Genomic DNA, 25,682 nt, shown 5'->3' on the forward strand with positions numbered 1-25,682 from the left:
TTTCAGGCTGGACGCTTTAAAATAAGGTTTCTTATGCATGAACTCTGGGGTCGACATGGTTTCGACGTGGATTACAAAGCATCAAGGGCATACCGAGGACCCGTTATCTCGTAAATCAATGGGAATGTAATAACTGCAAACGACGAACGTTTCGCACTAGCCGCTTAAATGCGGTTGCCCCTGAACTGATTCTCTCTTGGGTCAGGTAGCGCAAGCTACATCAGGGTCATTTACAAGAGATAAGATCACTTCATGTCACGGGGAATGATTCGAAAATTTAGTGAATCGTCAATAAGGAACGTGTCAATCCGTGCCTAACTGATTAAATCAAACGATATGACTAAGTATGTAGAACTTGTTGTGGAGGATTTGCGGACGCGGGTTCGATTCCCGCCGACTCCACCATTCACTAGCCATCTCTTTTAATGGCTGCAACTAACCTCTTCATCCAATTGGATTTAGAGGTTTTTTGTTGATACCCTAACCTAATCAGCCTCTATTGCAATGTGGTCCGGCACCAAGTGCTCCCGATAGCGCTGATACATTTGGGTGTAGGCAGCCTCTAGATGTTTAGTAAAAAGCGCTGTATTGAAGAGCGGCTTGGTTAGGCGGTTAGCATGTAAGCGATTTTTTATCAGCTGCAATTTTTGGGGATGAGTAGCCAACTCAATAGCTAAGCTCTCATACTGCTCTTGGGAGTATGTAATTAATTCATTAAGCCCAATCGCATTTAATAAGCTAGCGGCGACTCTTCCTGGGAAAGTATCACCCACACAAGTGACTACTGGTAACTCTGCCCACAAAGCATCGCTTGCAGTTGTATGGGCATTGTAAGGAAGTGTATCTAAGAAAAGATTTGCAACTTGGTGTCTAGCAAGATGTTCAGGAAGAGGCAACCTAGTGGCAAAAATAATTCTGTCTGGTGAAATACCCCGTTTCAAAGCCTCCGATTTGAGATTTCTGACTGCGGGAGCATTATCTTCAATTAACCAAAGGATACTAGCATCCACCGCTTTGAGAATTCTCATCCAACCATCAAAAGTTTCTGGTGTAATTTTGTAACTGTTATTAAAGCAGCAAAAAATAAATCCTGATTCGGGTAAACCCAATTCCTTCCTTGTGAGTTTCTGATCTGCAATGACTCGCTTTGAATCATTCGCTTGATAGGTATTCGGAAGATAGGCCACTTTTTCAACATAAAACTGGCGGCTCGCTGGAGGGATGACAAATGAATCTGCAATGATGTAATCCATATACTCAGCTCCCAGCGTCCCCGGAAAGCCAAGGTAATTCACCTGAATAGGTGCAACGTGATGCGCAAAAATATTTTGCCGAGCTTCTCCAAAGTATCCATTTAAGTTAACCAAAATATCAATTTTCAAATCCTGAATTAACTGGATAACTAATTGGTCTGTCATATGACTGATATTGATGATTTCCTTAAAGGCCTTTTCCATTCTAGGGCGAAGCTTACCGCCATCATTCCAGCCATTATCCAAGGCGTAGACATCGAAACGCTGATGATCGTGAGACTCATAGACACCAGCCATCAAAACAGATGTGGCTTGATCCCTAAACTCTCCACACAAATAAGCAATTCGAATTTTTCGCTCACCTGATTCGATAGCTCTAACAGAGGTCGTTTTAGCTGCAGGAAATCTCGTCTCTACAAAAAGTTTTGCGGCCAATAAAAGATCACTTTCTGACCTAGATATCCCCTGGAAACCAAATGGCTCAACAACCTTTTCATGATTGCGTAAGTCTTGCTGCACTTTTAAACACAATCCTTCTAAATCCTGCCAATCACAGATGAGCATTTTATAATGCAGAATAATTCCCAGTAAAAAAGGTTCGGATGGCCTCATCTGATACGCTGTGATGTAGGCATGCAAAGCTTCTTCATAACGCTTTAATTCACCGAAAATCTTGCCCTTATTGAACCAAGCCTCCATTAAATCCGGCTTGAGTGCTATAGCTCTTTCATAGCAATCAAGAGCGTCCTCACGTTGTCTTAAGTTGTCAAGACTTCTCCCATAGTTAAGCCAAGCATCTTGATTTACGGGGTCTAATTCAACTGCCTTGAGATGATGCTGAATAGCATCTGACTCCCTTTGTAGAGATGAAAAAGCTTTTGCAATATTGAAATGAAGCAGGGGGTTGTCTGGAGTAAATTCCAAACACTGATTCAGAAAAATTAAGGCATCATCTGGACGACCTTGCATTCCATAAACGATTCCCATCAAATGCAAAGCTTCTGGATTATGAGGCTCTAACTGAACAATCCCTTTTAGCAGAAGTTCAGCCTCGCCTAATTTATTTGACTGCAAAGCGTCGAAGACTTTTTGGAGCATTTGAAGACTTAAGTTTATTTTGGATTAATTTTATAGCTATTTAGGCTACTGCCAAACGCCATAAGGAGGTCAGTTCTGCGGAACGGGCTTTGTACAGGGCATTTTCCTTATCAAACACCTTTTGATGTGTAGGTTTAGTATCTAGGCGTCCAAGAACCTTCAACCCTGCATCCTCAATCCAAGCAAGTAACTCCTCTCGAGTTCGTAAACCCAAGTGCTCAGCTAAATCTGAAAGAATGAGCCATCCCTCACCACCAATCAACAGGTGATCTTTCAGATTTTCCAGAAATCCTTTTAACATTTGACTCTCAGGGTCATATATAGCCTGTTCAAGTGAAGAGCTAGGTCTTGCTGGCAGCCATGGTGGATTACAAACAATCAGCGCTGCTTTTTCTTCTGGAAATAGGTTTATTTTCAGAATTTCGATCTGGGAGGATAAACCTAGGCGTGCAATATTTTCTTGAGCGCAGGCAATAGCACGATCGTCAATATCTGTTGCCACAATTTTTTTGATCTCTCGCATCGCCAATACAACTGACAACACACCCGTGCCCGTCCCAATATCAAAGGCAATAGAATTTTTCTGTAGGGAAATCGGCAGAGGTACCTTCAGAAGTAATTCAATATATTCACCACGTATGGGCGAAAATACTCCGTAGTGCGGATGGATACGAATTTCTTCATCATCCCTCGCTAGAACTGGTACTCCCTTCTTACGCCACTCGTGAGCGCTAATAACACCAAGCAACTCCCGCAATGAAATGACATAAGGCTCTATCTGCTCTCCATAAGCCTCAAGGCAGGCTTGGTAAACATCAGGCGCACGTCTTAAGGAGATTGTATGGTCAGCGTTAATCTGTATGAGAATCATCCCAAGGATGCGAGCCCGTTGCGATTGAGCAAGGCGATGAAGATTGAACGTATCTAAAGAACTTTTAGTTTTCTCTTTTACAACTCTATCGGCTCTAGTGGATTTCTTGGAGGGTTTATCCACCCTTCTCACTAAAGCTTGTAAGAGCTGCTTGGCATTCTGAAAGTCGCCCCGATAGAGTATTGCCCTACCTTCACACGCCAATCGATAGGCCGCATCTGCTGTTAATGTGTCATCACCAAGAGTCACTTTTTGATGAGGTCTGATGGCATGTTCTGAATGCCATTTTGCAGAGCAAGTATTTTCGCCCTCATCCCATTGAATCATGTATTTAAGTTGCGTCAATTAGGCCGGAGGATGATCTTCTGGGTGAACATCTAAAGCTATCAAGAAACGTGACACCATGTTGTAAGCAGCAATCACTGTCACCAACTCTACTGTATCGGTGCTACCCAATTCTTTTTGCAAGCGTTTCATTAACTCAGGGTCAACTTTGATATTACGAGTCATCTGAAACGTTAAATCGACGGCATCATTTTCAGTTTGAGTGAATGTATTTCTGGGGAAATTTTCCTGACCAATTAAACGTAGACCTTGAACTTGATTTTCAGTCCCCCCCGCCTTGATAAAAGGAGGCGCATGATGAAAAAACTCATACTCAGCGCCATTGAGTACCGCGACACCACACATGGCCAACTCACGTAGCTTAGGATTCAAAGAAAGGTTGTTACGAATCTCACCAATAAAATGATTCCAGCCTTTTGCAATTGGCACACTATGTAAAAGCATCCGATCCAGATTAATGAACTGGCCGCCACGTCTTTGACGAATAGCAGCAACCAGTTCCGCTGGCTCTGCTAAATCGATTGGCTGATAAGGAATTAAACGTTCAGACATATCCACTCTCTACTGACTGGTTTCTTTAATGTTGTTCTCAATAACAAACTTGCCCCAAATACCAATTTGTTTACCAATAAATTCACGAGCGGTTTCAGGGGTACCACCAACAATTTCAATGCCTTGAGATTTAAACTTCTCAGCAACTACTGGCGTTTTCAATGCTTTATTCAATGCCTTGTTCATTGAATCCACAATCGCAGGTGAGGTTTTACCTGGAGCTAGGACTGCCCACCAAGCAGGCGCATTAAAGCCCGGGAAGCCACTTTCAGATACCGTAGGCACATTTGGTAAGCCTGGCACTCTTTTAGATGTCGTAATGACCAAAGGAATCACGCCACCACTCTCAATATGGGGTTTCACCAAAAATTCTGAGCCGATGGCTAGTTGTACTTGTCCGCCTAAAACATCTTGCATTAAAGGGCCGCCGCCGCGATAAGGAATGTGATTCCAATCAAATCCTGCTTGCTTGGCTAAGCGGGCCATCGCTAAATGTCCCAAGCTACCAATACCAATCGAGCCATAACTAAATGGCTTACCTGCTTTAGACATTTCCACCAATTGCTTAAAGCTCGTAATACCAGAATTCTTACTTGCCACCAGAACCATCGGGGAAGTGCCCACCAAAATGACAGGCGCAATATCCTTAATCGTGTCATAGGGGAGTTTGTCTTTTAGGCTAGGATTCACACCATGGGTATCAAATACCACCGCAAAGGTATACCCATCCGGGTCAGCTCTTGTCATCGCTGAAGTACCAATGACACCAGAAGCACCCCCGATGTTTTCCACAATGACGTTTTGCTTTAATTCAGCTTGCAAGGCGGGTGCCAAAACACGAGCGACTTGATCAACAGATCCACCAGGCGGGAAAACAGCAATCAGGCGGATGGGTTTTTGGCTTGGCCAAGTTCCTACGCCACCAGATTGAGCCATCACAACGCAGCTGGCTCCCATAGCTAATATCGCTATAAATAAGGCTCTTTTGGCCATTTTTACTAAAAACCGCATGGACTGTCTCCTTTAGTTAAGACCTCAAGATTACCACCCCCATGGCCTATTTGCTCGATAATGCTGGGGTAGCCTGAAGAGAAAAAAAATGAATTCGATTTTAAATATTGCCGCCTATTTATTTGTCAGTCTTGATGGACTGCCAGAGTTGCGCGCCAAAATGCTGAGTGAATGCAATAGCCGAGAACTAAAAGGCACGATTTTGCTTACTGGTGAAGGTATCAATCTATTCTTAGCCGGAAAAGAGTCTGAGTTACGGGGCTTTCTCGATTGGCTCCGGGCGGACCCCCGCTTCAAATCCCTTGAAGCAAAAGAAAGTTGGTCAGAAGATCAGCCGTTTAAAAAGATGCTGATCAAACTCAAAAATGAAATTATTCGCATGAATCACCCCGCGATTCGACCTGAAGAAGGCCGTGCGAATTTCATTTCCCCGAAGAAGCTCCAGGAATGGCTTGATCGTGGTTCAGATGACTTGGGTCGCCCTGTGCTGATGGTGGATACCCGTAATGCATTTGAAGTCGATTACGGCACATTCGAAAATGCCCTACATTTCAATATTGAAAAGTTTACTGAATTTCCACAAGCAATTAGTGCCCATAAGGAAGCGTTAATGGACAAAACTCTAGTGAGTTTTTGTACCGGCGGAATCCGTTGTGAGAAATCGGGCCTCTATATGCGGGAAATCGGCTTGCAACACAGCTATCAACTAGAAGGTGGGATTTTGAAATACTTCGAAGAAGTTGGCTCTGCGCATTACAAAGGCACTTGTTTTGTATTTGATGAGCGCGAAGCCCTTGAGCCCAACCTGGATTCGATTCCGCTTGAGAACTCCATCCGGAAAAAACTCAAAGCGGGTTAGACCCAAATCAAGCAGACTTACCCACTAGAGTCATATGCTCCACAAAAGGGGGTTTAACAAAAAAAGGTCCAACGATTGCACGCCAATCAGCAAACGCTGCTGAACCGCGAAAATCAACCGTGTGGTTCTCTAAGCTATCCCAATAAATCAGAAGCAAATAGCGCGATGGGCTTTCGAGGCTATGGTTTACCTTATAGCCACGGAAACCTTTTGCCTTTGAGATTACTGTGTCTACGCCTCTCAAAATAGCCTCCTCAAACTCCTTCTGCTTGGCCGGGTCAATTTCTAGGTTGCAATGTTCCAAAATCATGAGGTTTCCTTAGTCAAAATAGATCTGCTATCAATAGTAAACTTACTTCAAAGCAGCACATTAAAAAAACAATCATCCGGACCAGAGATATGTCTAAAGCTTCCAATCGGCCAAAGCCGATTTTTTTATCCTCCTTTATTGCCTTTGCAACAGCGCTGATTAGCTTAAGTGTTCAGGCTCAGTCTGCGGCCCCTGCTTACCCCATCAAACCCATTAAGCTCATAGCCCCTGTAGCGGCAGGTGGGGGTTTAGACAATATTGCGCGCGCCGTGGCAGAAAAACTCTCACGTTCGCTTGGTCAGACAGTCGTTGTAGAAAATATGGGGGGCGGTGGCGGTGCTATTGCCTCTCAAGCCACAGCCAAAGCACCAGCAGATGGCTACACCTTAATGATTGCTTACGTAGGAACTCATGGGACTAATCCAGCAGTTCGCAAGTTACCTTACGATGCAATCAAAGATTTCACACCCATTGGCATGATTGGCGCAACACCGAACGTACTCATTATTAATCCCGAATTACCCATTAATAATCTCAAAGAGTTTATCGAGTACGCTAAAAAAAATCCTGCTAAATTAAGTTATGGCTCTGCAGGCCCCGGCACACTCACTCACCTAGGCATGGAGCAATTCAAATTGGCTGCCGGTATTTTCATGGTCCATGTGCCCTATCGTGGGGTAGGTCCTGCCTATACTGACCTATTGGCTGGGCAAACCCAAGCCATGTTCCCCACCCTCTTTGCTGCCTTACCCTATATCAACACCAATCGCGTGCGTGGCTTAGCTGTTACTGGGGCCAAACGCAGCTCAGCTGCACCGAACATTCCCACCTTCAAAGAGCTGGGTTACAGCGGCTTTGATGGCCAGCAATGGTACGGCCTAGTTGGCCCAGCTAATCTTCCACCTGCCATTGTTGCAAAATTAAATATGGAGCTCAATAAGGTACTTGCCTTACCGGACTTCTCAGAAAAAATGACCAGTGAAGCGATGACGCTGATGCCAATGACGCCTCCACAATTTACCAACTACATCAAAGAAGATATTGCACGCTGGGCAAAAGTAGCTAAAGACCGCCATATCGAAATTGACTAAATCTATCCTCATCACACCTTTTATCATTCAATATTCATCATAGGAAATCTCATGTCCCACGCGATTGCCGCAGCAGCGGATCTTAATGCACCTCCCGTCACCAAGATATTGGCTGAGTTTGTTACCTCACATCCAAGTCAGGGATGGACAGCTGAGGTAGAACATGAAGCACATCGGACATTTTTAAATTGGCTCGGTTGCGCTATCGGTGCAGCAAATCATGAAAGCGTTGAATCTTCATTAGCTGCTATTCGTGAATTTCAGCCAGCACCTCAAGCCAGTATTTTGGGACGTAAAGATAAAGTGGATATGGGTGGCGCTGCTTTAATTAACGGCATCAGTTCACATACCTTTGACTTTGATGATACTCACCTAAAGACGGTAATCCATCCTGCTGGTCCAGTTGCCTCCGCCATTCTGGCACTAGGAGAACATACCAATGCCAACGGCCGTCAACTCATTGACTCCCTCGTCTTGGGGATTGATGTTGCTTGTCGGGTAGGTAACGCAATGTACCCAGATCACTATCACCGTGGCTGGCATATTACCGGCTCTACCGGAATGCTTGGTTCCGCCGCAGCTTGTTCACGCCTAATGGGCCTTGATCTTCAAAAAACAACTATGGCCTTAGGTATTGCTGCCTCTCAACCAGTTGGTATGCGTGAGCAATTTGGCACGATGACCAAACCATTCCACCCAGGTGGCGCTGCACGTGCGGGGCAACTTTCTGCGCTCTTGGCTAAACACGGATTTACTGCCAGCCCTAAAGCACTCGAAGCGGGTCGTGGTTATATGCAAACTGTCTCAACCAAGTGTGATTGGTCGGAGATTGATCGTGAGCTTGGAAAATCATTTGAAATTTCACTCAACACTTACAAACCTTTTGCTTGCGGAATTGTGATTCATCCAGCGATTGATGCGTGTGCGCAATTGCGCGCCCAAGGAGTGAAAGCAGAAGATGTTGAGCGGATTGAGTTGCGCGTTCATCCTTTAGTGCTCGAACTCACTGGTAAGAAAACACCTAAAGATGGTCTTGAAGGAAAGTTTAGCGTGTATCACGGCTGTGCTGTTGGCCTGATTTTTGGCCAAGCAGGTGAAGGTGAATATGCAGACGATATCGTCAATCGTTCAGATGTGCTTGCCTTGCGAGCAAAAGTAAATGCCACAACCGATACCTCTATCAGCGAAGCCTCGGTTGATGTCAAAGCGATATTGAAAGACGGTAAAGAAGTACATATCTTCGTGAAAAATGCGATCGGCTCTGTTGAGAACCCAATGAGTGACGCAAACTTAGAGCAAAAATTTACTAGCCTTGCAGAACCGATCATCGGCGCAGAAAAAACCCGCCAGCTCATTTCTGTTCTATGGAAATTGGGTCAAGCTTATGATCTCAAGCAAATTCTCAGTCTTTGCACTCCCGACTAAATTGATTAGAAAGTATTCATAACTATGGCTTCATTACCAAACATCGTCATTCTGGGTGATTACGAACGCGCCCTGCGTCGCTTCTCGCATTGGGAAAAACTGGATCAACAAGCCAATCTGACCATTCATCATGAGCCTTTGCGCGATGAAGCACTATATGAAGCAGTGAAGGATGCTGACGCCATTGCCCTCGTGAGGGACCGCTCGCCTTTTAATGAGGCAATGATTGCGCGCCTACCGAAGCTCAAGTTTTTCATGTTTACGGGTGAGCGCAATGGCACTCTTGAAGCATCCGCACTCCTATCCAGAAATATTCCGATTGCCTGCTCACCCGGCGGGCCCTCAAAAGAAACTACTGCCGAACTCACTTGGGCTTTAATTCTAGGAGCCTCAAAGCGTCTAATCGAAGAAAACAAGCTCATTTCTACAGGCGGTTGGCGCGATGGGCTTTCTGTCTTACCGATGCTCTCTGGCGAAAGATTAGGCGTCATGGGTCTTGGCGCAATTGGTAGTCGTGTTGCCCGTGTTGGTGCAGCCTTTGGTATGGAAGTGGTGACGTGGAGTCCGCGGATGACTCCTGAGCGTGCTGCTGCTGAAAACGCGAAATCAGTGAGCCTTGAAGAGTTACTGAAGACTTCAAAAATCGTCACCATGCATTTAGTTGCTGGCCCCGGAACCAAAGGACTTATCAGTGCAGATCAATTGGCTTTGATGCGCCCCGACGCCATTTTAGTCAACACCTCACGTGCCGCCTTGATTAATATGACCGATCTACAAAAAGCACTCTCTGCTGGCAGACCAGGACAGGCAGCTATCGATGTCTTTGATGTCGAACCCCTCCCAGAAACAGATCCCTTGCGTAACACGCCAAATCTTTTGGTGACACCCCATCTTGGATTTATTGCGGAACCAATTTTTGCAGCATTCTCTAAAGGTATTACAGAGGCTCTAGAAGCCTGGTTGGAAAACAAACCTGCACCGCACCCATTTAAACCTTAATAAGCCTCAATAATTTTGAAAACACTCACCCCCAAGCAACTGTTTATCGGGTTTAGCAAGATTGGCATGTCAGGTTTTGGGGGCGTCTTGCCCTGGGCACGCCGCACTATCGTTGAACAAGAAAAATGGCTCACCTCAGAAGAATTCAGTGCGATGCTGGGTATTTGTCAGATTGTTCCTGGACCTAATATTGTGAATCTCGCCGTTTGTGTAGGCAGTCGCTTTGCTGGAGTGTCTGGGGCTCTAGCCGCAGTACTAGGGCTCACTTTAGGTCCGGTAGCTTTAGTGATCCTGCTAGGCATGCTGTATGAGCACTATAGCTACATGCCGATGGTGCAGGGGATGCTACGCGGCATCTCAGCAGTGGGAGTTGGCCTGATTGCGAGCACCGGTTTTAAGATGATGTGTTCCGAATTAAACTATCCCCCGATGCTCATTGTGATTCTCTTTACAGTGCTAGCAGCGAGTTACTTTCAGCTAGGCTTGGGCTGGGTGGTGTTGCTGGCATCACCCTTGGCATTTTTTCTTGCTCGCAAGAAAGCCAATCGATGATCAGCACCTTAGCCAGTCTCTTTGTAAAGCTTTCCGCTTTCTCGCTAGTGGCCTTTGGTGGCATTAATGCCCTCCTGCCAGCCTTATATGATCTCTCTGTAAATCAAGAACATTGGATTAATACACAAACCTTTGCCGACTATTTTGCGATTGCTCAGGCTGCGCCGGGTCCCAACCTCATGACCGTCACACTCATTGGCTGGAATGTGGGCGGCGTTCTTGGGGCGGTAATAGCCACTGTTGCAATCGCATGGCCTTCGTCCATCATGATCTTTTTCTTGCAACGCACTATCCTGAATCTACGGGATAAGAAAAAACAACAAGTGATTCAGTACGCTGCTGGTGCACTCGCGGTTGGATTAGTATTGGCCGCTGCATGGGGTATTGCGGTACAGATTAATCACAGTATTGCGGCACACCTATTGACGATTGGCACAATCGCGATTACCTACTTTACGCGTTGGCACCCTCTTTATCTCATCGTCATTGGTGGAGTATTGGGTGTCTTGGGATTTATTTAAATAGTATTCAGAGGATAAAAATGAGAACGTTAAAAGGCTTATTTATTTGTCTAGTAGGTTTTGGGGTCGTCTTCAGTCCCATGTCTTTTGCGCAGACTAACTACCCCAATAAACCCATTAATTTCATCGTGCCTTATGGAGCTGGTGGCAGCGCTGACTCACGTAGTCGCCAGATTGCTCAAAAAATGAGTGTCCTTCTGAAACAGTCAATTGTGATTGATAATAAACCTGGCGCTGGCGGCAATATTGGCACGGAGTTCGTTGCGCGCGCTGCACCAGATGGTTACACCATTGGTATGGGCAACTTCGCCCCCATGGCAGTCAATAAAACCTTATTCGGCAATTTGCGTTACGACCCTGAAACCGATTTAAGCCCTGTGATGTTGGTGGAAAAGGGCCCGCTCGTTCTCGTAGTCAACCCAAACTCTTCTTATAAAACAATTCAAGATATTGTGAATGCTGCAAAAGCCAAGCCAGGTGTTTTGACTTTTTCATCGGGAGGTATTGGTGGAAGTCATCAGCTATCTGCTGAGTTATTTGAACTCAATGCAGGCATCAGCATGATTCATGTGCCATATAAGAGTGGCTCAGCTGCACTCACAGACCTCATGGCGGGTAACGTTGACCTCATGTTTGACCAAATGTATTCAGCCGTACCGAACATCAAAGCAGACAAACTTCGTCCCATCGCCATTACCAGCAAAAAACGTTCGCCATTACTACCGAATGTTCCTAGCTTTGCAGAACTGGGCTATCCAAAGGTAGAAGTTCTAAATTGGCAAGGTTTGATCGTGCCAAAAGGTACCCCAAAGGCAATCATTGATAAATTAAATGCGGCTGCCAACGAAGCCCTTAAAGATCCTCAGCTACGTGAATTAATGCTCTCGCAGGGCAATGAAATTGGTGGTGGTAGTCCAGCAGAATTTGCAGCATTAATCAAATCAGAAGCGGCTAAATGGAGCGCTGTAGTCAAAATCGCTAACATCAAACCAGAATAAGATTTACTTCAGCGCTTGATAAGTCAGAATACCTAAGAAGGTTAAAACTAAAGAGCCAACAAGGTGCAGCAGTGCTGTACCTAATGCCCAGGTAAATTCTCCACGCTGCATCATCACAACTACCTCAGCAGAAAAACTAGAGAAGGTCGTTAAACCGCCAAGAAAACCCGTAATTACAAAAAGCTTCCACTCAGGCGAGAGATTTGGATTATTTCCGAAGAAGGCAATAGCAATACCAATCAGGTAGCCACCGACTAGATTGGATATCAAAGTACCCAAAGGAATAATTGAAGCGGTTCCTGCCATTAAGAAATTAAAGGCCGTTCTTAATAGGGCGCCGAAACCGGCACCAAAAAAGACTGCGAAAATAGATGGCCACATAATCTTGATTTATTGAATTGAAAAGCCGAGCATGCTAATGGAGCTCATTTCGATACCATCAGTGTAGATTTTGACATGCTCACCCTCTTCTTGTAATGCAAGGGCATATAAAGCCGGCCAATAATGCTCAGCTGTGGGGACAGATAAATGCGCTGAGTCACCATACTTCTCCCAGTCAATCAATGGTTCATGATGATTAGCGCGAATTTGAGATACAAAAAAATCGTTAAAGTCTTTAGCCCAAGGATAAGGTTCTGCGTCTTGCTGCCAATGAATAGTCCGCAAGTTATGCACTACATTACCGCTTGATAGAATCAGGATATTTTCATCACGTAAAGGGCGCAATTGCTTAGCCAACTCATAATGCTGGCGAGCTGACATGGAACCATCTAGACTGAGTTGCACCACTGGAACATCTGCTGCTGGATACATGTACTTCAAAACAGACCATGCGCCATGATCAATGCCCCACTCATTCTCTTCAAGAACAATGGGGACATTTAATAATTCTTGAACACGATCGGCTAGCGCGGGACTTCCAGGCGCTGGATATTCAATCTCAAACAACTCCTGCGGAAAGCCACCAAAGTCGTGAATCGTTTTAGGTTTTGGCATCGCGGTGACCCATACTCCTCGGGTTACCCAATGCGCCGAAATGAGCAATATGGCATCGGGCCGCTTGAACGATTTACTGAGATCAGCCCAAGCCGTGGTGTAACGGTTAGGCTCGATAGCATACATAGGACTGCCATGGCCAGCGAAAACTGCAGGTTGGCGCTGGCTAGTCATTAATGCGAATTAGCCGAATACGAAACCAGTATGAGCTGCTACCAATGCAAACAAAATCGCCAGACTTGTAGCGGCGGCTAGCATCACAACCAAAGTAATGATCTTTTTGTTAATTTCTTCTTTAGATTCGTTATGCCATTCGTTCATGCTAAATCCTCTGTAAATACATTAATTAGTGAGGTAATTATCCACTATCGTCCGCGACCGGCCTTGCGCATCATGCCTTTTCCGCCCCCAAAGCCTGCTTGAGGCCTTCCGGCTGGGCCAGATGGGCCTTTGGGGACTGGTGGACGTGCTGGCGGCTTAGCCACTAATGGTTTAGCCGGGTTCTTTGGGTCGGGTTTCTTATCGTCAGTCACTTTTTTGCTCCTATGGATATCATATTGCCATGATTACTGACTATTCTATCCAAGCTGTCGCAATTAATGCGATTCCCTTAATTTTCGCTATTACGATTCATGAAGCAGCCCATGGTTATGTGGCTCGTCAATTTGGTGACAATACGGCGTATATGCTGGGGCGAGTTACCCTCAATCCGGCTAAGCATATAGACCCCGTTGGCACTATCCTTATTCCCTTGGTGCTCCTAATTACCGGATCTCCATTTCTGGTGGGCTATGCAAAACCAGTACCTGTGAATTTTGGACGCCTCAGAAACCCCAGAATTGACTCAATTTGGGTCGCTCTAGCCGGTCCTGGGTCTAACTTTATTCAAGCGCTGATTTGGGCGGTATTGCTCATCTGCCTAATGGGATTTGGAGTCGAAGAAAAGTTTCTTATCTCCATGTCGCAAGCGGGAATTTCCTGGAATATTGGCTTGCTCGTTTTTAATCTCTTTCCACTACCTCCGCTTGATGGGGGCCGGATTCTTTCCAGCCTGCTTCCAGCCCGACAATCAATTGCGCTTGGCAAACTAGAGCCCTGGGGATTTTTTATCGTTCTGGCGCTAGTCTTCACTGGAATCATCGGCAGTCTGTGGATGGAGCCCTTGATGGCTTTCTTCAAATGGATACTCTATCTTTTCACGATTCCACTACAGATGATCTTCGGGGCCTAGGTAAAACAAAGGACATCTATATGAGGTATGCTGTTTTTGAGTTTCCAATGATTTAGCCCCCCTTACATAACTACTTACTAGAGGTTTGATATGAAATTAAACAAGATAATTTTAGCGGGTACCGCAACAGTTCTAGCTATTGGTGCAGGTGTTGCTTTTGCTCAGTTTCAAAAACCCGAAGATGCCATTAAGTATCGTCAAAGTGTGTTTACAGTGATGGGCAACTCCTTTGGAAAAATTAGTGCCGTTGTAAAAGGTGAGGCCCCTTACAACAAAGATGAGCTTGCAAAGAACGCCGCTATTGTGGCGATGATGTCCACTTTGCCATGGCAGGCATTCGGACCGGGTACTGAAGGCGGCAAAGCACAGTCTGATATCTGGTCAGATAGCGCCAAGTTCAAAGCGGCTTCTGAAAAAATGCAGTTGGCTGCAGTCGATTTAAATAAAGCCGCTCAATCTGGCGACTTGGAAAGTATTAAGAAAGCCTTTGGCGCTACAGGGGCAAGCTGCAAGAATTGCCATGATGACTTTAGGAAGAAGTAATTCTGAAAGTATTGCTAATTTATTTTGTAATCAGGTAGCCGACCACTACCGCGATCACGCTCAACAAAAACAGCGCTATTCCACGTTGTAGAGCCCCATCCTTGGAGGCATGACCCAAGTCCGAAGGCAAGTAATTTGCTTCCTGGCTTGGGTCAATTTCTTTATCACCGTCTAACATGGGCTTCACAAGATTTTCTCCCTTGAATTTCTGGTAATAAACGATGGCAGCAATATGGATTGCAATCAAGCTGTAAATCACCACTTGATTGCCTTCGTGAATACTGGATAGAAGTGATACGGTTGCATTCGATACATATTTGGCGAATGGGCCTTGAAAAGCAATCTCATCATCGACAAATAAACCCGTAGCTACTTGAACACTTAAGGCTATTAATAAAGCAAATACCGAAAGTGCTCCCAAGGGATTGTGTCCTAGATATTGAGGCCCCCTACCTTGAAGATAATTAAGCAAACCCTGGCGCGTTGGAAAGAATGATGTAAAACGTGCATGCTTAGAGCCAATGAAACCCCAGCTGAGCCGAAATAACAGTAAGGTCAAAATGCAATACCCAAAACGGGCATGCCACTCGATTGCATTACCGCCAAGATTGACACTAATCAAACTGCCAACAATGCAGAACACCAATAGCCAATGAAATAGCCGAATAGGTAAATCCCAAACACGTATTATTTTCTTCATGCATTAAGGATAAAGCAAAGTCTTATTGAATTTCCGGCAAGTCTTTTTGAATGATTTTTAAACCCTCCCGCAAAGCCTCTTGATAGCGCTTGCGCTCTGCCTGAATTGTTTCTGCAGTCCAAGGATAAAAACCTTCTCCTGTTTTCATGCCAAATTTTCCGCTGGCTACGCGTTCGCTTAGGCACTTTGCAATAGTGGACGAGTTATTTAAAGAGGGGTAAATGGTAGTTCCACCAGCAGCATGAATCTCCAGTCCCGCATGATCTCTCTGCATTGCTGGGCCAGCTGCAATGTACCGAAAGCCAAAACCAAAACGTACCGCCTTATCAATATCTTCGGGGCTACAAATACCTGCATCTACCATGGAGAAGGCTTCACGCGATAAGGCATGCTGCAATCGGTTTGCCAAAAATCCTGGTAAATCTTTTTTGACCGTTACGGGAACCATGCCACAGGCAGTCATTAATCTTGATAGGCTTTCGCCAACCATCGGCGACGTTTTTTCACCATAGACAACCTCTACACAGGGAACCAAATGGGCTGGCATGAAGAAATGTAAACCAATCATGCGAGCCGCTGTTTTCAATCCAGCTGCAATTTGGCTAATCGGAAAGCTAGTGCTATTGCTTGCTAAGACTGCTTCCGGTTTTGCATACTTTTCCAGCTTGGCAAATAATTCCTGTTTGATATCGAGACGCTCTGGAACGCACTCAATTACCAAGTCGATATCAGACCAATCAACCTCTTCTAATGTGCCAGCGACCGTTAGAAGATGAATACGATGCTCATAACCGAGTTCAGTCATGGTATTCACAAAGTAATCCGGTAATAAGGCTCGGCGCTCAGTAGTCAGTTCAACCACCTGGACGGCACAGCCCCCTCGCGCGCAAACTGCAGCAACATCGGCCCCCATCGTGCCACCGCCGACAATGACTACTTTGGTTTCAGCTGGGGTAAACAACATGACAAATTCTCCTAAAGGGACAGACTTTTATCTAAAAATCCACATACAATGAGACCATTATTCCAATAAAAAACATAGTGAGACATGATCCCCGTCAATTCGGTGCTACAGGTCGGCCATTTCCCTGAAATGATGCAGGCGGAAATAGATCGACGCTTTACCCCTACCCGCCATCTAGATCCCCAAGCTCCAGCGCCAGCCGGAAACTTTGAGGCGATTTTGATTCGCTCCAATACCAAGCTGCCTGAAGCTTTGGTAAAACAAATTCCGAGCATCCACCTAGTAGCTACTTGTGGCGTGGGCTACGACAACCTACCCTTGGCTTACCTAAAGCAGCATGGCATTCAGGCTACTAATACTCCGGGCGTCCTAAATGATGCTGTCTGTGAATTAGCGATAGGGATGATGTTTGGACTTCTGCGGCGCCTCCCTGAATCTCAGGAATACGTCAAAAGTCTCGCATGGTCTCAGGCCCCATTCAAGCTGACCACCACCCTAGCAGGCAAACGTGTGGGGATTGCGGGCATGGGACGCATAGGTCAAGACTTAGCCAAACGACTTGAACCTTTTAAAGTTGCCATCGCGTACTCTGGGCCAAATCCAAAACCCTTACCTTATAAGCACTATTTCAGCGTTAAAGATTTAGCCCAGAATTGTGATGTTCTCTTTCTGGCCTGCCCTGCTACCCCAGATACTGAAAGAATGATTAATGCCGAGGTTCTTGAGGCCCTAGGACCCACTGGATACCTGATTAATATAGCTCGCGGGAGCGTAGTCGACGAGACTGCTCTTTTAGATGCACTGCAGCATAAAAAGATCGCTGGAGCTGCTCTAGATGTATTCGACAATGAACCTCATCCCAATACTGCTTTTTTACATCTTGAAAATGTTTTATTAACCCCTCATATTGGGAGCGCCACCGCAGAAACACGGATAGCCATGACCAATTTAGCGGTAGATAATTTAGAAGCTTTCTTTACACAACAACCACTTCTCTCGGAAGTACATTATTAAAACGGAGTCAGCATGACCATTTCTTTAATTCCATCCACTCTACCTGCAGTGTTATCCCCAGTATTAACACCGTTCAAAGCAGATAGCACTCCAGACGCACAAAAATTGCTCAAGCAATGCAAATGGCTAGAGGCAAATGGTGTTGGTCAGGCAATCTTTGGAACCAACTCCGAAGCAAATTCGATGTCAGCCACACAAAAGATGAATACGCTTACCGCACTGATTGAAGGCGGCTTAAACCCAGAGCATATGATGCCCGGTACTGGCTCAACTTCTGTCGAAAGCACTTATAGAATGACCGCCCATGCTGTGAGCCATAAATGTGCGGGTGTATTGATGTTGCCACCCTTCTACTACAAAGATATTACAGATGATGGTCTGTTTGCCTACTTTTCTGAAGTAATTCAAAGGATTGGAAATCCAGCATTACAAATTTATATTTACAACATCCCTCCTGTTACCAAAATCAATTTAAGTCTCGCACTACTAGAACGCTTAATAAAAGAGTACCCAAAAACTGTAGTTGGTATGAAAGATAGCTCTGGTGATTGGGAATACACAGAATCTGTCATTAAGCTATTGGCTCACTCGGGCTTCCGTGTCTATGCAGGTAGTGAAACATTTCTGATGCGTACCTTACGTGCTGGTGGCGTTGGCTGTATTTCTGCGACTGCAAACGTCAATCCAAAAGCAATTGCTGACGTAGCGACACACTGGAGAGAGTCTGATGCTGATGAACGCCAAGCAGATTTAGATCAAATACGCGGAATTTTTGCTAAATATCAAATGATTGCCGGCATGAAAACCGCAGTGGCGCATTACAGCAATGATCCCGAATGGTTAAGAGTACGCCCACCACTAGTGCAGTTGAGTGCTGACCAACAAGCCATGTTATTGAGTGAGTTAAAAGCAATTAATTTCAGCATGCCAGGTCTGTAATTCAAAATCTTCAAGAGATAAATAGGAGACAAAATGAAACTATTCAAAATCATTACCTTATCACTCGGCTTTTTATGCGCTAGTGCTCATGCACAAAATATCTCAATTGCTACTGGTGGTACTGGTGGCGTTTATTACCCAATGGGTGGTGGTCTTGCAGCAGTACTTTCAAGCAAGGTACCGGGAATGTCAGCAACTGCTGAAGTTACAGGGGGCTCTGTTGATAATTTAAAGCTAATAGGTACTGGCAATCCCTATGTTGGTTTTTCCATGGCAGATGCAGCAAAAGATGCTCAAACTGGTGCTGACAAGTTTAAAGATAAGCCCATTGATGTTCGCACCTTACTCATACTCTACCCAAACCTCATGCATGTCGCTACAGTTGAATCTACAGGCATTAAAACTATGAGTGACCTCAAGGGTAAACGTGTTAGTACTGGAGCACCAGGTAGCGCAACTGAAGTGATGGCATTTCGTCTACTTGAAGCAGCTGGTCTTGACCCTAATAAAGATGTTAAACGCGAACGCTTGAGTGTTGCTGAGTCTGTGAATGCGGTAAAAGACCGCAAGATTGATGCATTTTTTTGGGTCGGCGGTTTACCAACAGCAGCCGTTACAGACTTAGCCAATAGTCCTGGCATGAAAATTGTCATGGTAGATACATCGGCTGAAGTTCCTGCCATGAATAAAAAATATGGAAACTTGTATTTTCCATCGGTGATTACCAAGCAGACCTATAGTGGTATGGCTAAAGATAATAATGTGGCTGCCGTTGCCAACATCCTCGTTGTCAATGCCAATATGCCGAATGATGAGGCGTATAAAATTGTCAAGGCTATTTTTGATAATCAACTTGAGCTAGTTCGTTCACATGCCGAATATAGGAATGTAAAACTAGAAAATCAAAAAGCGAATGCGACGCCAGTTGCCTATCATCCCGGCGCATTGAAATACTTTAAAGAAAAAGGTATCAAAGTCAACTAAGCTTTATCGGGGTGAGTGAATCTCACCCCTTCTGCATTATTGCGCTATAGAAATATAAAAATAGGCTGAGATATGAACCAAAACGTAATCGATAACGAAACCCAAGAAAAGCTGGATGCCTTCATTAAGCAAGAGGAGGGCGATTCCAATGACTACAAAGGGCTTTTGGCTACATTTATTACCTTGGTTGCAGTGGGTATGTCTTTGTTTCATCTCTATGCCGCCTATTCGATTGTTCCAACTCACCAACTGCGGGTCATTCACGTTGCTCTAGTCTTATTTTTAGTGTTCCTAAGTTTTCCGATTGCAGCCCGCTTTAAAAATCGCCTCATGTTTTGGGATGTACTATTTGCTATAGGATCAGTTGCGATCGCTTATTACATTCTGGCTGGTGGCGATGATTTCATGGACAGAAATACTGCGCCAAATTCAACCGACGTCATCATTGGTATTGGACTCATCCTACTCATTTTGGAAAGCGTGAGAAGAACCAATGGCCTGGTATTAGTTTCGGTTACTGTTTTGTTTCTGCTCTATGCCCTTTTTGGTAATTACCTCCCAGCACCATGGACTCATAAAGGATATGACCTCTCTCGTTTGGTTGGCTATATGTATATGACGCTTGAGGGCATTTATGGGACTGCGGTCGATGTATCTGCCACCTTAATTATTCTATTCACGATCTTTGGCGCCTTTTTGCAATTTACTGGCGCAGGTAAGTTCTTTATTGATTTCTCCTTTGCGGCTATGGGCGGTAAATCTTCCGGCGTTGGCAGAACCATTGTGTTGTCTTCCTTCTTGATGGGTGGTCCGTCTGGCTCTGGAGTGGCTACTACTGTTACTGTAGGATCTGTTGCAGCGCCAATGCTAGAGAAGGTGGGTTACGAAAAGAATGCCGCTGGTGGTCTATTAGCTGCCGGGGGCCTAGGTGCCATTATTTCGCCACCAGTTCTAGGCGCAGCCGCATTCTTGATTGCAGACTTCCTCAAGATTTCGTATCTGGATGTATTGCTGATGGCAACTATTCCAACCATCCTGTTTTATCTTGGCTTATTTGTCATGGTAGAAATCGATGTGCGCAAATACGGTATGAAGCACATTCATTTTGAATCCGCAGAAAGTGCATGGGAGCTCACCAAAAAATACTGGTTCCATTTCTTTTCTCTTATTTCAATTGTAGTGTTCATGATGTTTGGTTTCTCACCAGTCATGTCAGTATTTTGGGCAACGGTGGTGTCGGCTTTCTCCAGCATGCTACGCAAAGATACAGCCATCATTCCTTGGGCTTGGTTTAAAGGCAAAGAACCCATCTTCTCTGGCTTATTTAACTCCAACCTCACAAAAGCACTTGCTGCAGGCTCAACAGGGGTTTTGGCAATTGCCGCTACCTGCGCGGGTGCTGGCTTGATTGTTGGCACAGTGACCTTAACAGGGCTCGGTCTTAAATTTAGCTCGATCGTCATTCAGTATGCAGGTGGATCACTCTTACTCACTGCTATCTTTACCGCTTTAATCGTCTGGATCGTTGGCCTCGCAGTGCCTGTCACGGCGTCTTACATTATTTGCGCGGTGATTGCTGCTCCGGCATTAATTAACTTAGGTGTACCAGCTTTTGCTGCCCATATGTTTATCTTCTACTACGCTGTTCTTTCAGAAGTCTCGCCGCCGACTGCCCTCTCTCCATTTGCAGCAGCAGCGATATGTAAGGGCAATCCGTATAAAACGACATTACAAACTTGGAAGTATGTAGCACCGGCGATTCTGGTGCCATTCATGTTCGTATTAGACAAGTCTGGTGTCAGCTTGCTCTTAATGGGATCCAGTAGCGCCTTGGAGCAGGCTGATTGGATGCAGATTGCTTGGATCTCATTTACTGCAGTAGTGGGAATTATCTGTTTAGCTGGTGGTCTACAAGGATGGTTTATTGAGAAAACCAAAACCTTTGAGCGCGTCATCATGGTCGTCTCTGGGGTTGCTTTAGCTTATCCCTCAACAGAAGCTGATCTGCTTGGTTTCATTGGCTTTGGCTTAGTCCTACTCACCCAAACAATGACTCACTTAAAGCTAAATCGCAAACCCATTTAGATTGATTGTTAGCTTAATTCTCATTGATCTAGTAATAAGGCCCGCAATTGCGGGCCTTATCAATTTGAACGCAATCTCTCAAAGATCTAGACAATCTTCGTCCAGGCAGCTTTACCAGCGTACTTCTTCACGGCGGCCTCATCGAATTCAAATCCCAATCCTGGAGTTTGATGCAAGATTAAGTCACCATTCTTAAAGGTAAGCTGCTTATTAATGAGTCTGCGGAAATTAAGCACTTGGTCATCTAAAAAGAATTCTACAAAGCGTGCATTTGGGGTGGCGGCAACTAATGGTGCATGGAGATCATGCATCCAATGAGGACAGACAGTCACCCCTTTTGAATCTGCATAGGCAGCAATCCTGCGCCACTCGGTAATACCACCACATACTGCAGCATCTGCTTGCAAAATAATAGCGCCACCTGCATCGATCAATTCTCTAAAACGCCAGCGCCCTGCTTCCATCTCTCCTGTTGCAACATTGATTTTTGTTGAGCGGGCTAAAGCCGCATGCAAATCAATCGCATCTGGTGAGAATGGCTCTTCAATCCAATAGGGGTTATAAGCCTCGAAGCGACGCACGTACTCTAGCGCAGTAGGCAAATCTCGCCAAGCGTTATTTGCATCGAGGGTCAATAAAATGTCATCACCAATTGCCTTGCGAGCAGCTTTAACGCGAGCCTCTTCTTCAGCTGGCGATAAGCGGCCAACCTTCATCTTCACTGCTTTAAATCCTTGTTTAACGTAAGACTCCATTTCTTTGCCGAGCATGGCAGGGGTCTTACCTTTCAAGTAATAGCCCCCACTTGCGTAGGCAGGTACGCGATCATCCACTACGCAACCGAGATACTGATGCAAGGGCAAGCCAACTGATCGGGCATTCAAATCCCAAAGTGCTGTATCCAATATAGAAATACCACGCATGACTGCGCCAGAACGTCCTTGCAAAATCGAATCGTTATACATCTCCATCCACAAACCCTCGCTACGATGGCTATTCTGACCAATGAGTTTTGGGGCTAGTAATTGTTCTACAGCAAGCTTGGCAATATCACCGCCAGCGCTACCTACATAACAAAAGCCAATGCCCTCATTGCCATCTTTAGCGCGCACTTTAACCAAACAGTAGTGGCGCTCGGTTACGGTTCGAGTAGAAAATGAAGTGACCTTATCTAAAGGAACTACTGCTGTGGCAACCTGCACAGATTCGATAATCGGCATCTAGACTCCTTATTTTAAAAAATTATTGTATCGATAAATTAAATACTAGGCATTAGTCTGAATAAGGAATAATTCAGTGATTAATTCTTCAATGGGTGGACTAGCTATGAGCAAAGTTGTCGTAATAGGGACGGGCACAATGGGGGCAGGCATTGCAGGGGGGTTTCTGGCCCATGGGACAGATATCGTCATCCTGGGGCGTACCCAAGCTAAAGCGGAGGCCTGTTTCGATGCAATCAAAGTCTGTGCCAATTCTACGAATGCGCAATGGTCCAAATTAGGTGGTCAATTGTTGGCGGGCAGTATTGCTGAGTGGAACGACTGGACTGATACGGATTTGATCATTGAAACTGTCTCGGAGCGCTTAGACCTCAAGAAGGCGATCTTTGCACATTTAGATCAACGGGTCCCTCCTCATATTCCTATTGGCAGCAATAGCTCGGGATTTCCAATAAGTGATATAGCTGAAGATCTTGCCACCGCCAATCGAATGTTCAATACCCACTATTTCATGCCAGCCCATATTGTCCCCCTGGTAGAAATTGTCTTAGGTAAGCAATCGAGCCCTGAAATTGCGAATCAGGTTTGTGAGTTTTATAAAGCACATGACAAAAAACCGGTGTTGGTAAAAAAAGATATTCCAGGATTTTTAGCAAACCGTATTCAACATGCCTTAATGCGAGAAGCGCTCTCTCTGGTACAAGCAGGAATTGCTACACCAGAAGATATTGATACGGCAGTGCGTTATAGCTTTGGTTTTCGTTACGCCGCTGTTGGCCCAATGACGCAGAAAGAAATTTCTGGATGGGAAGGAATGGCCCTAGCTGCAGAGCTAATCTATCCCACCTTATCTAATATCTCTACTCCACCTACTTGCGTCACTGACTTAGTAAAAAGTGGCAAAACTGGCATTGCTAAAGGCGCTGGATTTCGAAGTTGGAGTGCAGAAGAGGCGGACATCATTCAAAAGAATTATGAAGAACGCTTAAAAGCGGCATTTGCAGTGCTTAAGGTTGCGCCAGACCAAGGCTAGATTTAATTTGCTGCGCTACAGCATAATTATCGGCATTAGAAGCAACATTATTAGATAATTACGTGGTGAATAAAAAAGTAACTTGTCGCTCGCTCTTTTCGAGAGGGGCTCTCATTCTGATTGGCTGCACTTGTCTTAGCCTGCTCGCAGGGTTAGTTACTACAGCCAATGCCCAAACTAACCCAGTACGCAAAAAAGTGATTGTGCAGACTAGCAAGCCTGGGGGTTTCAAAGATCCTGCGGCCAGTGGAGCATCAAAAACCAATAGCCTAAATCCAGCACTCTTTCAGCGCAAAGATCCTGATGAGCTCGTGCTTGATAGCGCCGGAAACTTGGACTACCGAGTAGTTCAAGGGTGCATGCGTCGTAACTTTAACGAAGATAACTTACCAAAGAGCATTGGCATTAGTAATCCACAACTATCTGAGTTCTTTAAAAACCAAACTAAGACCTTTTTTGACCGCATGCGTGGGGAATGTATTCCATACGCAGCCGCATTTGGAAGTCGTAATCGCTTTGATTCCCTTAGCATCATGAATGGTCCGATTCAAGATAGCAAAACCGAGGTTTGGACTTTTACTCCATCAGCATTTGGTGGTTTTTTGATTCAACAAGACTACCTCAGAAATGAATCTAAAAATCTCACAGAGATTCGTATTCCCTTGCGCGATGTGTTGTATGACCAGCGTAAAGTTGGAGATAGGCTTCCAGTCGAATTGGTTTGGGAGCTCAATTCTTTGATTAAGCAAATTTATCCAGAAGAAAATAACTCGCTTGAGAACTCCAATAGCGTAGTGCGCCTGATCGTGGATTTTGGTGACCGCGAGAGATGGGCCCAAATTTGGGCTGCCGAAATTATTGATCCCACTAATAAAGAGGTATTTGCTAGCGCATTTTGGGTAGATCGCAATGAGATCCCTGGAGGGTTTTTTACCGGTAGCGGGGAGTCTCTCGAGCGCTCGTTTTGGACTAACCCGCTAAGCTATCGCCGTATCTCACGGGGAGTAGGAAACGTACGCGTCTCCTCTAGCAAACGCGTAAGTAATAAGGCTCCAACCGTGCAGGCAACACCGGCTAAACAACGTTATCGCGCCCATATGGGAATTGATTATGCAGCCCCAATTGGTACACCGATCTTTAGCGTTGCCAACGGGAAGGTGGCCCATATTGGTTACAGCGGTGCTTTTGGGAATTTAGTTATCTTGGAACACCCCGGAAACTATCTTACCTACTATGCCCACTTAAGTAATTACAACGTTGAATTAGAAGTAGGTAATGATGTGCGTCGCGGATTAGAGATTGGTTATGTAGGCTCAACTGGAAGATCTACCGGCCCTCATCTACACTTTGAGCTCAGAAAAAATGGCATCTATGTCGATCCTTACGCCCCTAAGACTCAACTCGATTTATGGTCTATGCGCGATAACGAAAGCGGCCAACTTACGAGAGAAATTCTATTACTGGGCAGCCCCATCAAACAAAACTGACCTACTTTCTAATAGATGAGATGGAATAGAAATAAAAAAAGGGGTCCAGATGGACCCCAGTCTTTCAGTCTGAGATGGTATTAACCAAGCACCAATACTGGTAGCTTCGTATGCACAATCACCTCGTGTGTTTCGCTACCCAGTAAAAGCCCGCTAATGCCGGTGCGCTTATGGGAAGCCATGACAATCACATCAGCCTTAGATTTTTTGGCGCCATCTAAAATACCTTCAGATAAATTGGTATTAGATATATGCAAGGTCTTGGTTGTGATGCCTGACCCAAGAGCAGTTGCCGCTTTTTTGAAAACATCTTTAGCGTAGGTTTCGCAGACCTTCTGATGGTCCTTTTGAGTAATTCCATAACCCATTGTGCTATCGGAGTACACCATTGGCGGCAAGGGATCAGAAACATAAACCAAGGTCACTGAAGCGCCATCTGCTTTTGCAAGCTCAGCCACCTTTTTCAAGGACTTTTTACTAATATCTGAACCATCTACTGGCACCAATAAATGCTTGAACATACTGTCTCCCTTTAAATTGAACTAGAAATCTGTACTTTCCATCATAATGCTTATTATTGGTCTATTAAAGCTCAAAAGGA

The 25,682-nt window shown here is 45.1% G+C and carries 28 protein-coding genes and 1 other RNA gene; 16 read left to right on the forward strand and 13 right to left on the reverse strand.

Translation table 11 applies throughout. The features are described from left to right. Positions 1 to 46: 46 nt before the first annotated feature. Positions 47 to 405: a transfer-messenger RNA gene (gene ssrA, locus ICN45_RS03710) on the forward strand. An 80-nt stretch (positions 406 to 485) separates the two neighbouring features. Here the strand turns inward: ssrA and ICN45_RS03715 are convergent. Genes ICN45_RS03715 through ICN45_RS03730 form a run of 4 tightly spaced genes read right to left on the reverse strand, consistent with a single transcriptional unit; the run spans position 486 to position 5,130 of the window. Beyond that, positions 486 to 2,351: an O-linked N-acetylglucosamine transferase, SPINDLY family protein gene (locus ICN45_RS03715; protein WP_216173310.1), complete on the reverse strand. Its 1,866-nt coding sequence runs from the start codon at positions 2,349 to 2,351 to the stop codon at positions 486 to 488. 40 nt (positions 2,352 to 2,391) lie between these two features. Next, positions 2,392 to 3,549, reverse strand: coding sequence for a 50S ribosomal protein L11 methyltransferase (locus ICN45_RS03720; RefSeq protein ID WP_216175617.1), 1,158 nt, complete (start codon positions 3,547 to 3,549; stop codon positions 2,392 to 2,394). A gap of 18 nt (positions 3,550 to 3,567) precedes the next feature. Beyond that, positions 3,568 to 4,119: a carboxymuconolactone decarboxylase family protein gene (locus ICN45_RS03725; protein WP_216173313.1), complete on the reverse strand. Its 552-nt coding sequence runs from the start codon at positions 4,117 to 4,119 to the stop codon at positions 3,568 to 3,570. 9 nt (positions 4,120 to 4,128) lie between these two features. Next, positions 4,129 to 5,130 (reverse strand): tripartite tricarboxylate transporter substrate binding protein, encoded by a 1,002-nt coding sequence (locus ICN45_RS03730; RefSeq protein WP_216173316.1) that lies wholly within the window; start codon positions 5,128 to 5,130, stop codon positions 4,129 to 4,131. Positions 5,131 to 5,218: 88 nt separating this feature from the next. Here ICN45_RS03730 and ICN45_RS03735 point away from each other — a divergent pair, with 88 nt between their 5' ends. Beyond that, positions 5,219 to 5,989 carry a sulfurtransferase gene (locus ICN45_RS03735; RefSeq protein WP_216173319.1) on the forward strand — a complete coding sequence of 257 codons (771 nt, stop codon included), beginning with the start codon at positions 5,219 to 5,221 and terminating at the stop codon, positions 5,987 to 5,989. A gap of 7 nt (positions 5,990 to 5,996) precedes the next feature. Here the strand turns inward: ICN45_RS03735 and ICN45_RS03740 are convergent, their stop codons facing one another. Further along, positions 5,997 to 6,299: an antibiotic biosynthesis monooxygenase family protein gene (locus ICN45_RS03740; RefSeq protein WP_216173322.1), complete on the reverse strand. Its 303-nt coding sequence runs from the start codon at positions 6,297 to 6,299 to the stop codon at positions 5,997 to 5,999. Between the two features lie 89 nt (positions 6,300 to 6,388). On the opposite strand from ICN45_RS03740, the gene ICN45_RS03745 reads away from it, so the two are divergent. Genes ICN45_RS03745 through ICN45_RS03770 form a run of 6 tightly spaced genes read left to right on the forward strand, consistent with a single transcriptional unit; the run spans position 6,389 to position 11,885 of the window. Beyond that, positions 6,389 to 7,390, forward strand: coding sequence for a Bug family tripartite tricarboxylate transporter substrate binding protein (locus ICN45_RS03745; protein ID WP_216173324.1), 1,002 nt, complete (start codon positions 6,389 to 6,391; stop codon positions 7,388 to 7,390). A gap of 51 nt (positions 7,391 to 7,441) precedes the next feature. After that, positions 7,442 to 8,815: an MmgE/PrpD family protein gene (locus ICN45_RS03750; protein WP_216173327.1), complete on the forward strand. Its 1,374-nt coding sequence runs from the start codon at positions 7,442 to 7,444 to the stop codon at positions 8,813 to 8,815. Positions 8,816 to 8,839: 24 nt separating this feature from the next. Beyond that, positions 8,840 to 9,814, forward strand: a complete 975-nt coding sequence (locus tag ICN45_RS03755; protein ID WP_216173330.1) for a D-2-hydroxyacid dehydrogenase family protein — start codon at positions 8,840 to 8,842, stop codon at positions 9,812 to 9,814. Between the two features lie 15 nt (positions 9,815 to 9,829). Beyond that, entirely contained in the window at positions 9,830 to 10,366 is a 537-nt protein-coding gene (locus tag ICN45_RS03760; protein WP_216173334.1) for a chromate transporter, read from the forward strand. Continuing rightward, positions 10,363 to 10,887 carry a chromate transporter gene (locus ICN45_RS03765; RefSeq protein WP_216173337.1) on the forward strand — a complete coding sequence of 175 codons (525 nt, stop codon included), beginning with the start codon at positions 10,363 to 10,365 and terminating at the stop codon, positions 10,885 to 10,887. Before ICN45_RS03760 ends, ICN45_RS03765 begins: the two co-directional genes overlap by 4 nt. A gap of 20 nt (positions 10,888 to 10,907) precedes the next feature. Next, positions 10,908 to 11,885 (forward strand): Bug family tripartite tricarboxylate transporter substrate binding protein, encoded by a 978-nt coding sequence (locus tag ICN45_RS03770; protein ID WP_216173340.1) that lies wholly within the window; start codon positions 10,908 to 10,910, stop codon positions 11,883 to 11,885. Between the two features lie 3 nt (positions 11,886 to 11,888). Here ICN45_RS03770 and crcB read toward each other — a convergent pair whose 3' ends face one another. The 4 genes from crcB to ICN45_RS03790 are packed head-to-tail and all read right to left on the reverse strand — an operon-like array spanning position 11,889 to position 13,414. Beyond that, positions 11,889 to 12,266, reverse strand: a complete 378-nt coding sequence (gene crcB / locus ICN45_RS03775) for a fluoride efflux transporter CrcB (RefSeq protein ID WP_216173343.1) — start codon at positions 12,264 to 12,266, stop codon at positions 11,889 to 11,891. Between the two features lie 9 nt (positions 12,267 to 12,275). Next, positions 12,276 to 13,055, reverse strand: a complete 780-nt coding sequence (gene ygiD, locus ICN45_RS03780) for a 4,5-DOPA-extradiol-dioxygenase (RefSeq protein WP_216173346.1) — start codon at positions 13,053 to 13,055, stop codon at positions 12,276 to 12,278. 9 nt (positions 13,056 to 13,064) lie between these two features. After that, positions 13,065 to 13,202, reverse strand: a complete 138-nt coding sequence (locus tag ICN45_RS03785; RefSeq protein WP_216173349.1) for a hypothetical protein — start codon at positions 13,200 to 13,202, stop codon at positions 13,065 to 13,067. A 44-nt stretch (positions 13,203 to 13,246) separates the two neighbouring features. Continuing rightward, on the reverse strand, positions 13,247 to 13,414 hold the full coding sequence (locus ICN45_RS03790; RefSeq protein ID WP_216173352.1) for a hypothetical protein: 168 nt from the start codon (positions 13,412 to 13,414) through the stop codon (positions 13,247 to 13,249). A 29-nt stretch (positions 13,415 to 13,443) separates the two neighbouring features. Here ICN45_RS03790 and ICN45_RS03795 point away from each other — a divergent pair, with 29 nt between their 5' ends. Next, entirely contained in the window at positions 13,444 to 14,112 is a 669-nt protein-coding gene (locus ICN45_RS03795) for a site-2 protease family protein (RefSeq protein WP_216173355.1), read from the forward strand. A gap of 90 nt (positions 14,113 to 14,202) precedes the next feature. Then, complete coding sequence (locus ICN45_RS03800) at positions 14,203 to 14,655, forward strand: c-type cytochrome (protein WP_216173358.1); 453 nt, start codon at positions 14,203 to 14,205, stop codon at positions 14,653 to 14,655. Positions 14,656 to 14,674: 19 nt separating this feature from the next. Here the strand turns inward: ICN45_RS03800 and ICN45_RS03805 are convergent, their stop codons facing one another. Continuing rightward, positions 14,675 to 15,355 (reverse strand): cytochrome b/b6 domain-containing protein, encoded by a 681-nt coding sequence (locus tag ICN45_RS03805; RefSeq protein ID WP_216173360.1) that lies wholly within the window; start codon positions 15,353 to 15,355, stop codon positions 14,675 to 14,677. Between the two features lie 22 nt (positions 15,356 to 15,377). Beyond that, positions 15,378 to 16,319, reverse strand: a complete 942-nt coding sequence (locus ICN45_RS03810; RefSeq protein WP_216173363.1) for a 3-hydroxyacyl-CoA dehydrogenase family protein — start codon at positions 16,317 to 16,319, stop codon at positions 15,378 to 15,380. Positions 16,320 to 16,403: 84 nt separating this feature from the next. Between ICN45_RS03810 and ICN45_RS03815 the strand changes: the two genes are divergently transcribed. The 4 genes from ICN45_RS03815 (at position 16,404) to ICN45_RS03830 (ending at position 21,341) form a co-directional block, all read left to right on the forward strand. After that, positions 16,404 to 17,333: a 2-hydroxyacid dehydrogenase gene (locus ICN45_RS03815; protein ID WP_216173365.1), complete on the forward strand. Its 930-nt coding sequence runs from the start codon at positions 16,404 to 16,406 to the stop codon at positions 17,331 to 17,333. A gap of 12 nt (positions 17,334 to 17,345) precedes the next feature. Next, positions 17,346 to 18,272, forward strand: a complete 927-nt coding sequence (locus ICN45_RS03820) for a dihydrodipicolinate synthase family protein (protein ID WP_216173368.1) — start codon at positions 17,346 to 17,348, stop codon at positions 18,270 to 18,272. Positions 18,273 to 18,305: 33 nt separating this feature from the next. Next, the gene (locus tag ICN45_RS03825) at positions 18,306 to 19,256 is read left to right on the forward strand and encodes a TAXI family TRAP transporter solute-binding subunit (protein ID WP_216173371.1); all 951 of its coding nucleotides are present in this window, start codon (positions 18,306 to 18,308) and stop codon (positions 19,254 to 19,256) included. A 72-nt stretch (positions 19,257 to 19,328) separates the two neighbouring features. Then, positions 19,329 to 21,341 carry a TRAP transporter permease gene (locus tag ICN45_RS03830; RefSeq protein ID WP_216173373.1) on the forward strand — a complete coding sequence of 671 codons (2,013 nt, stop codon included), beginning with the start codon at positions 19,329 to 19,331 and terminating at the stop codon, positions 21,339 to 21,341. A gap of 86 nt (positions 21,342 to 21,427) precedes the next feature. On the opposite strand, the gene ICN45_RS03835 is transcribed toward ICN45_RS03830, so the two are convergent. Beyond that, positions 21,428 to 22,561, reverse strand: coding sequence for a mandelate racemase/muconate lactonizing enzyme family protein (locus ICN45_RS03835; protein ID WP_216173376.1), 1,134 nt, complete (start codon positions 22,559 to 22,561; stop codon positions 21,428 to 21,430). 91 nt (positions 22,562 to 22,652) lie between these two features. On the opposite strand from ICN45_RS03835, the gene ICN45_RS03840 reads away from it, so the two are divergent. Together ICN45_RS03840 and ICN45_RS03845 are read left to right on the forward strand one after the other, a co-directional pair. Continuing rightward, the gene (locus tag ICN45_RS03840) at positions 22,653 to 23,594 is read left to right on the forward strand and encodes a 3-hydroxyacyl-CoA dehydrogenase NAD-binding domain-containing protein (protein WP_216175618.1); all 942 of its coding nucleotides are present in this window, start codon (positions 22,653 to 22,655) and stop codon (positions 23,592 to 23,594) included. Between the two features lie 65 nt (positions 23,595 to 23,659). Continuing rightward, a complete protein-coding gene (locus tag ICN45_RS03845; protein ID WP_216173379.1) occupies positions 23,660 to 25,081 on the forward strand; it encodes a M23 family metallopeptidase in 1,422 nt (473 codons plus the stop codon). Positions 25,082 to 25,161: 80 nt separating this feature from the next. Here the strand turns inward: ICN45_RS03845 and ICN45_RS03850 are convergent, their stop codons facing one another. Then, complete coding sequence (locus ICN45_RS03850) at positions 25,162 to 25,602, reverse strand: universal stress protein (RefSeq protein WP_216173381.1); 441 nt, start codon at positions 25,600 to 25,602, stop codon at positions 25,162 to 25,164. Positions 25,603 to 25,682: the final 80 nt, after the last annotated feature.

It is taken from the genome of Polynucleobacter alcilacus, from assembly GCF_018881545.1.
Classification (GTDB): Bacteria; Pseudomonadota; Gammaproteobacteria; order Burkholderiales; family Burkholderiaceae; genus Polynucleobacter; species Polynucleobacter alcilacus.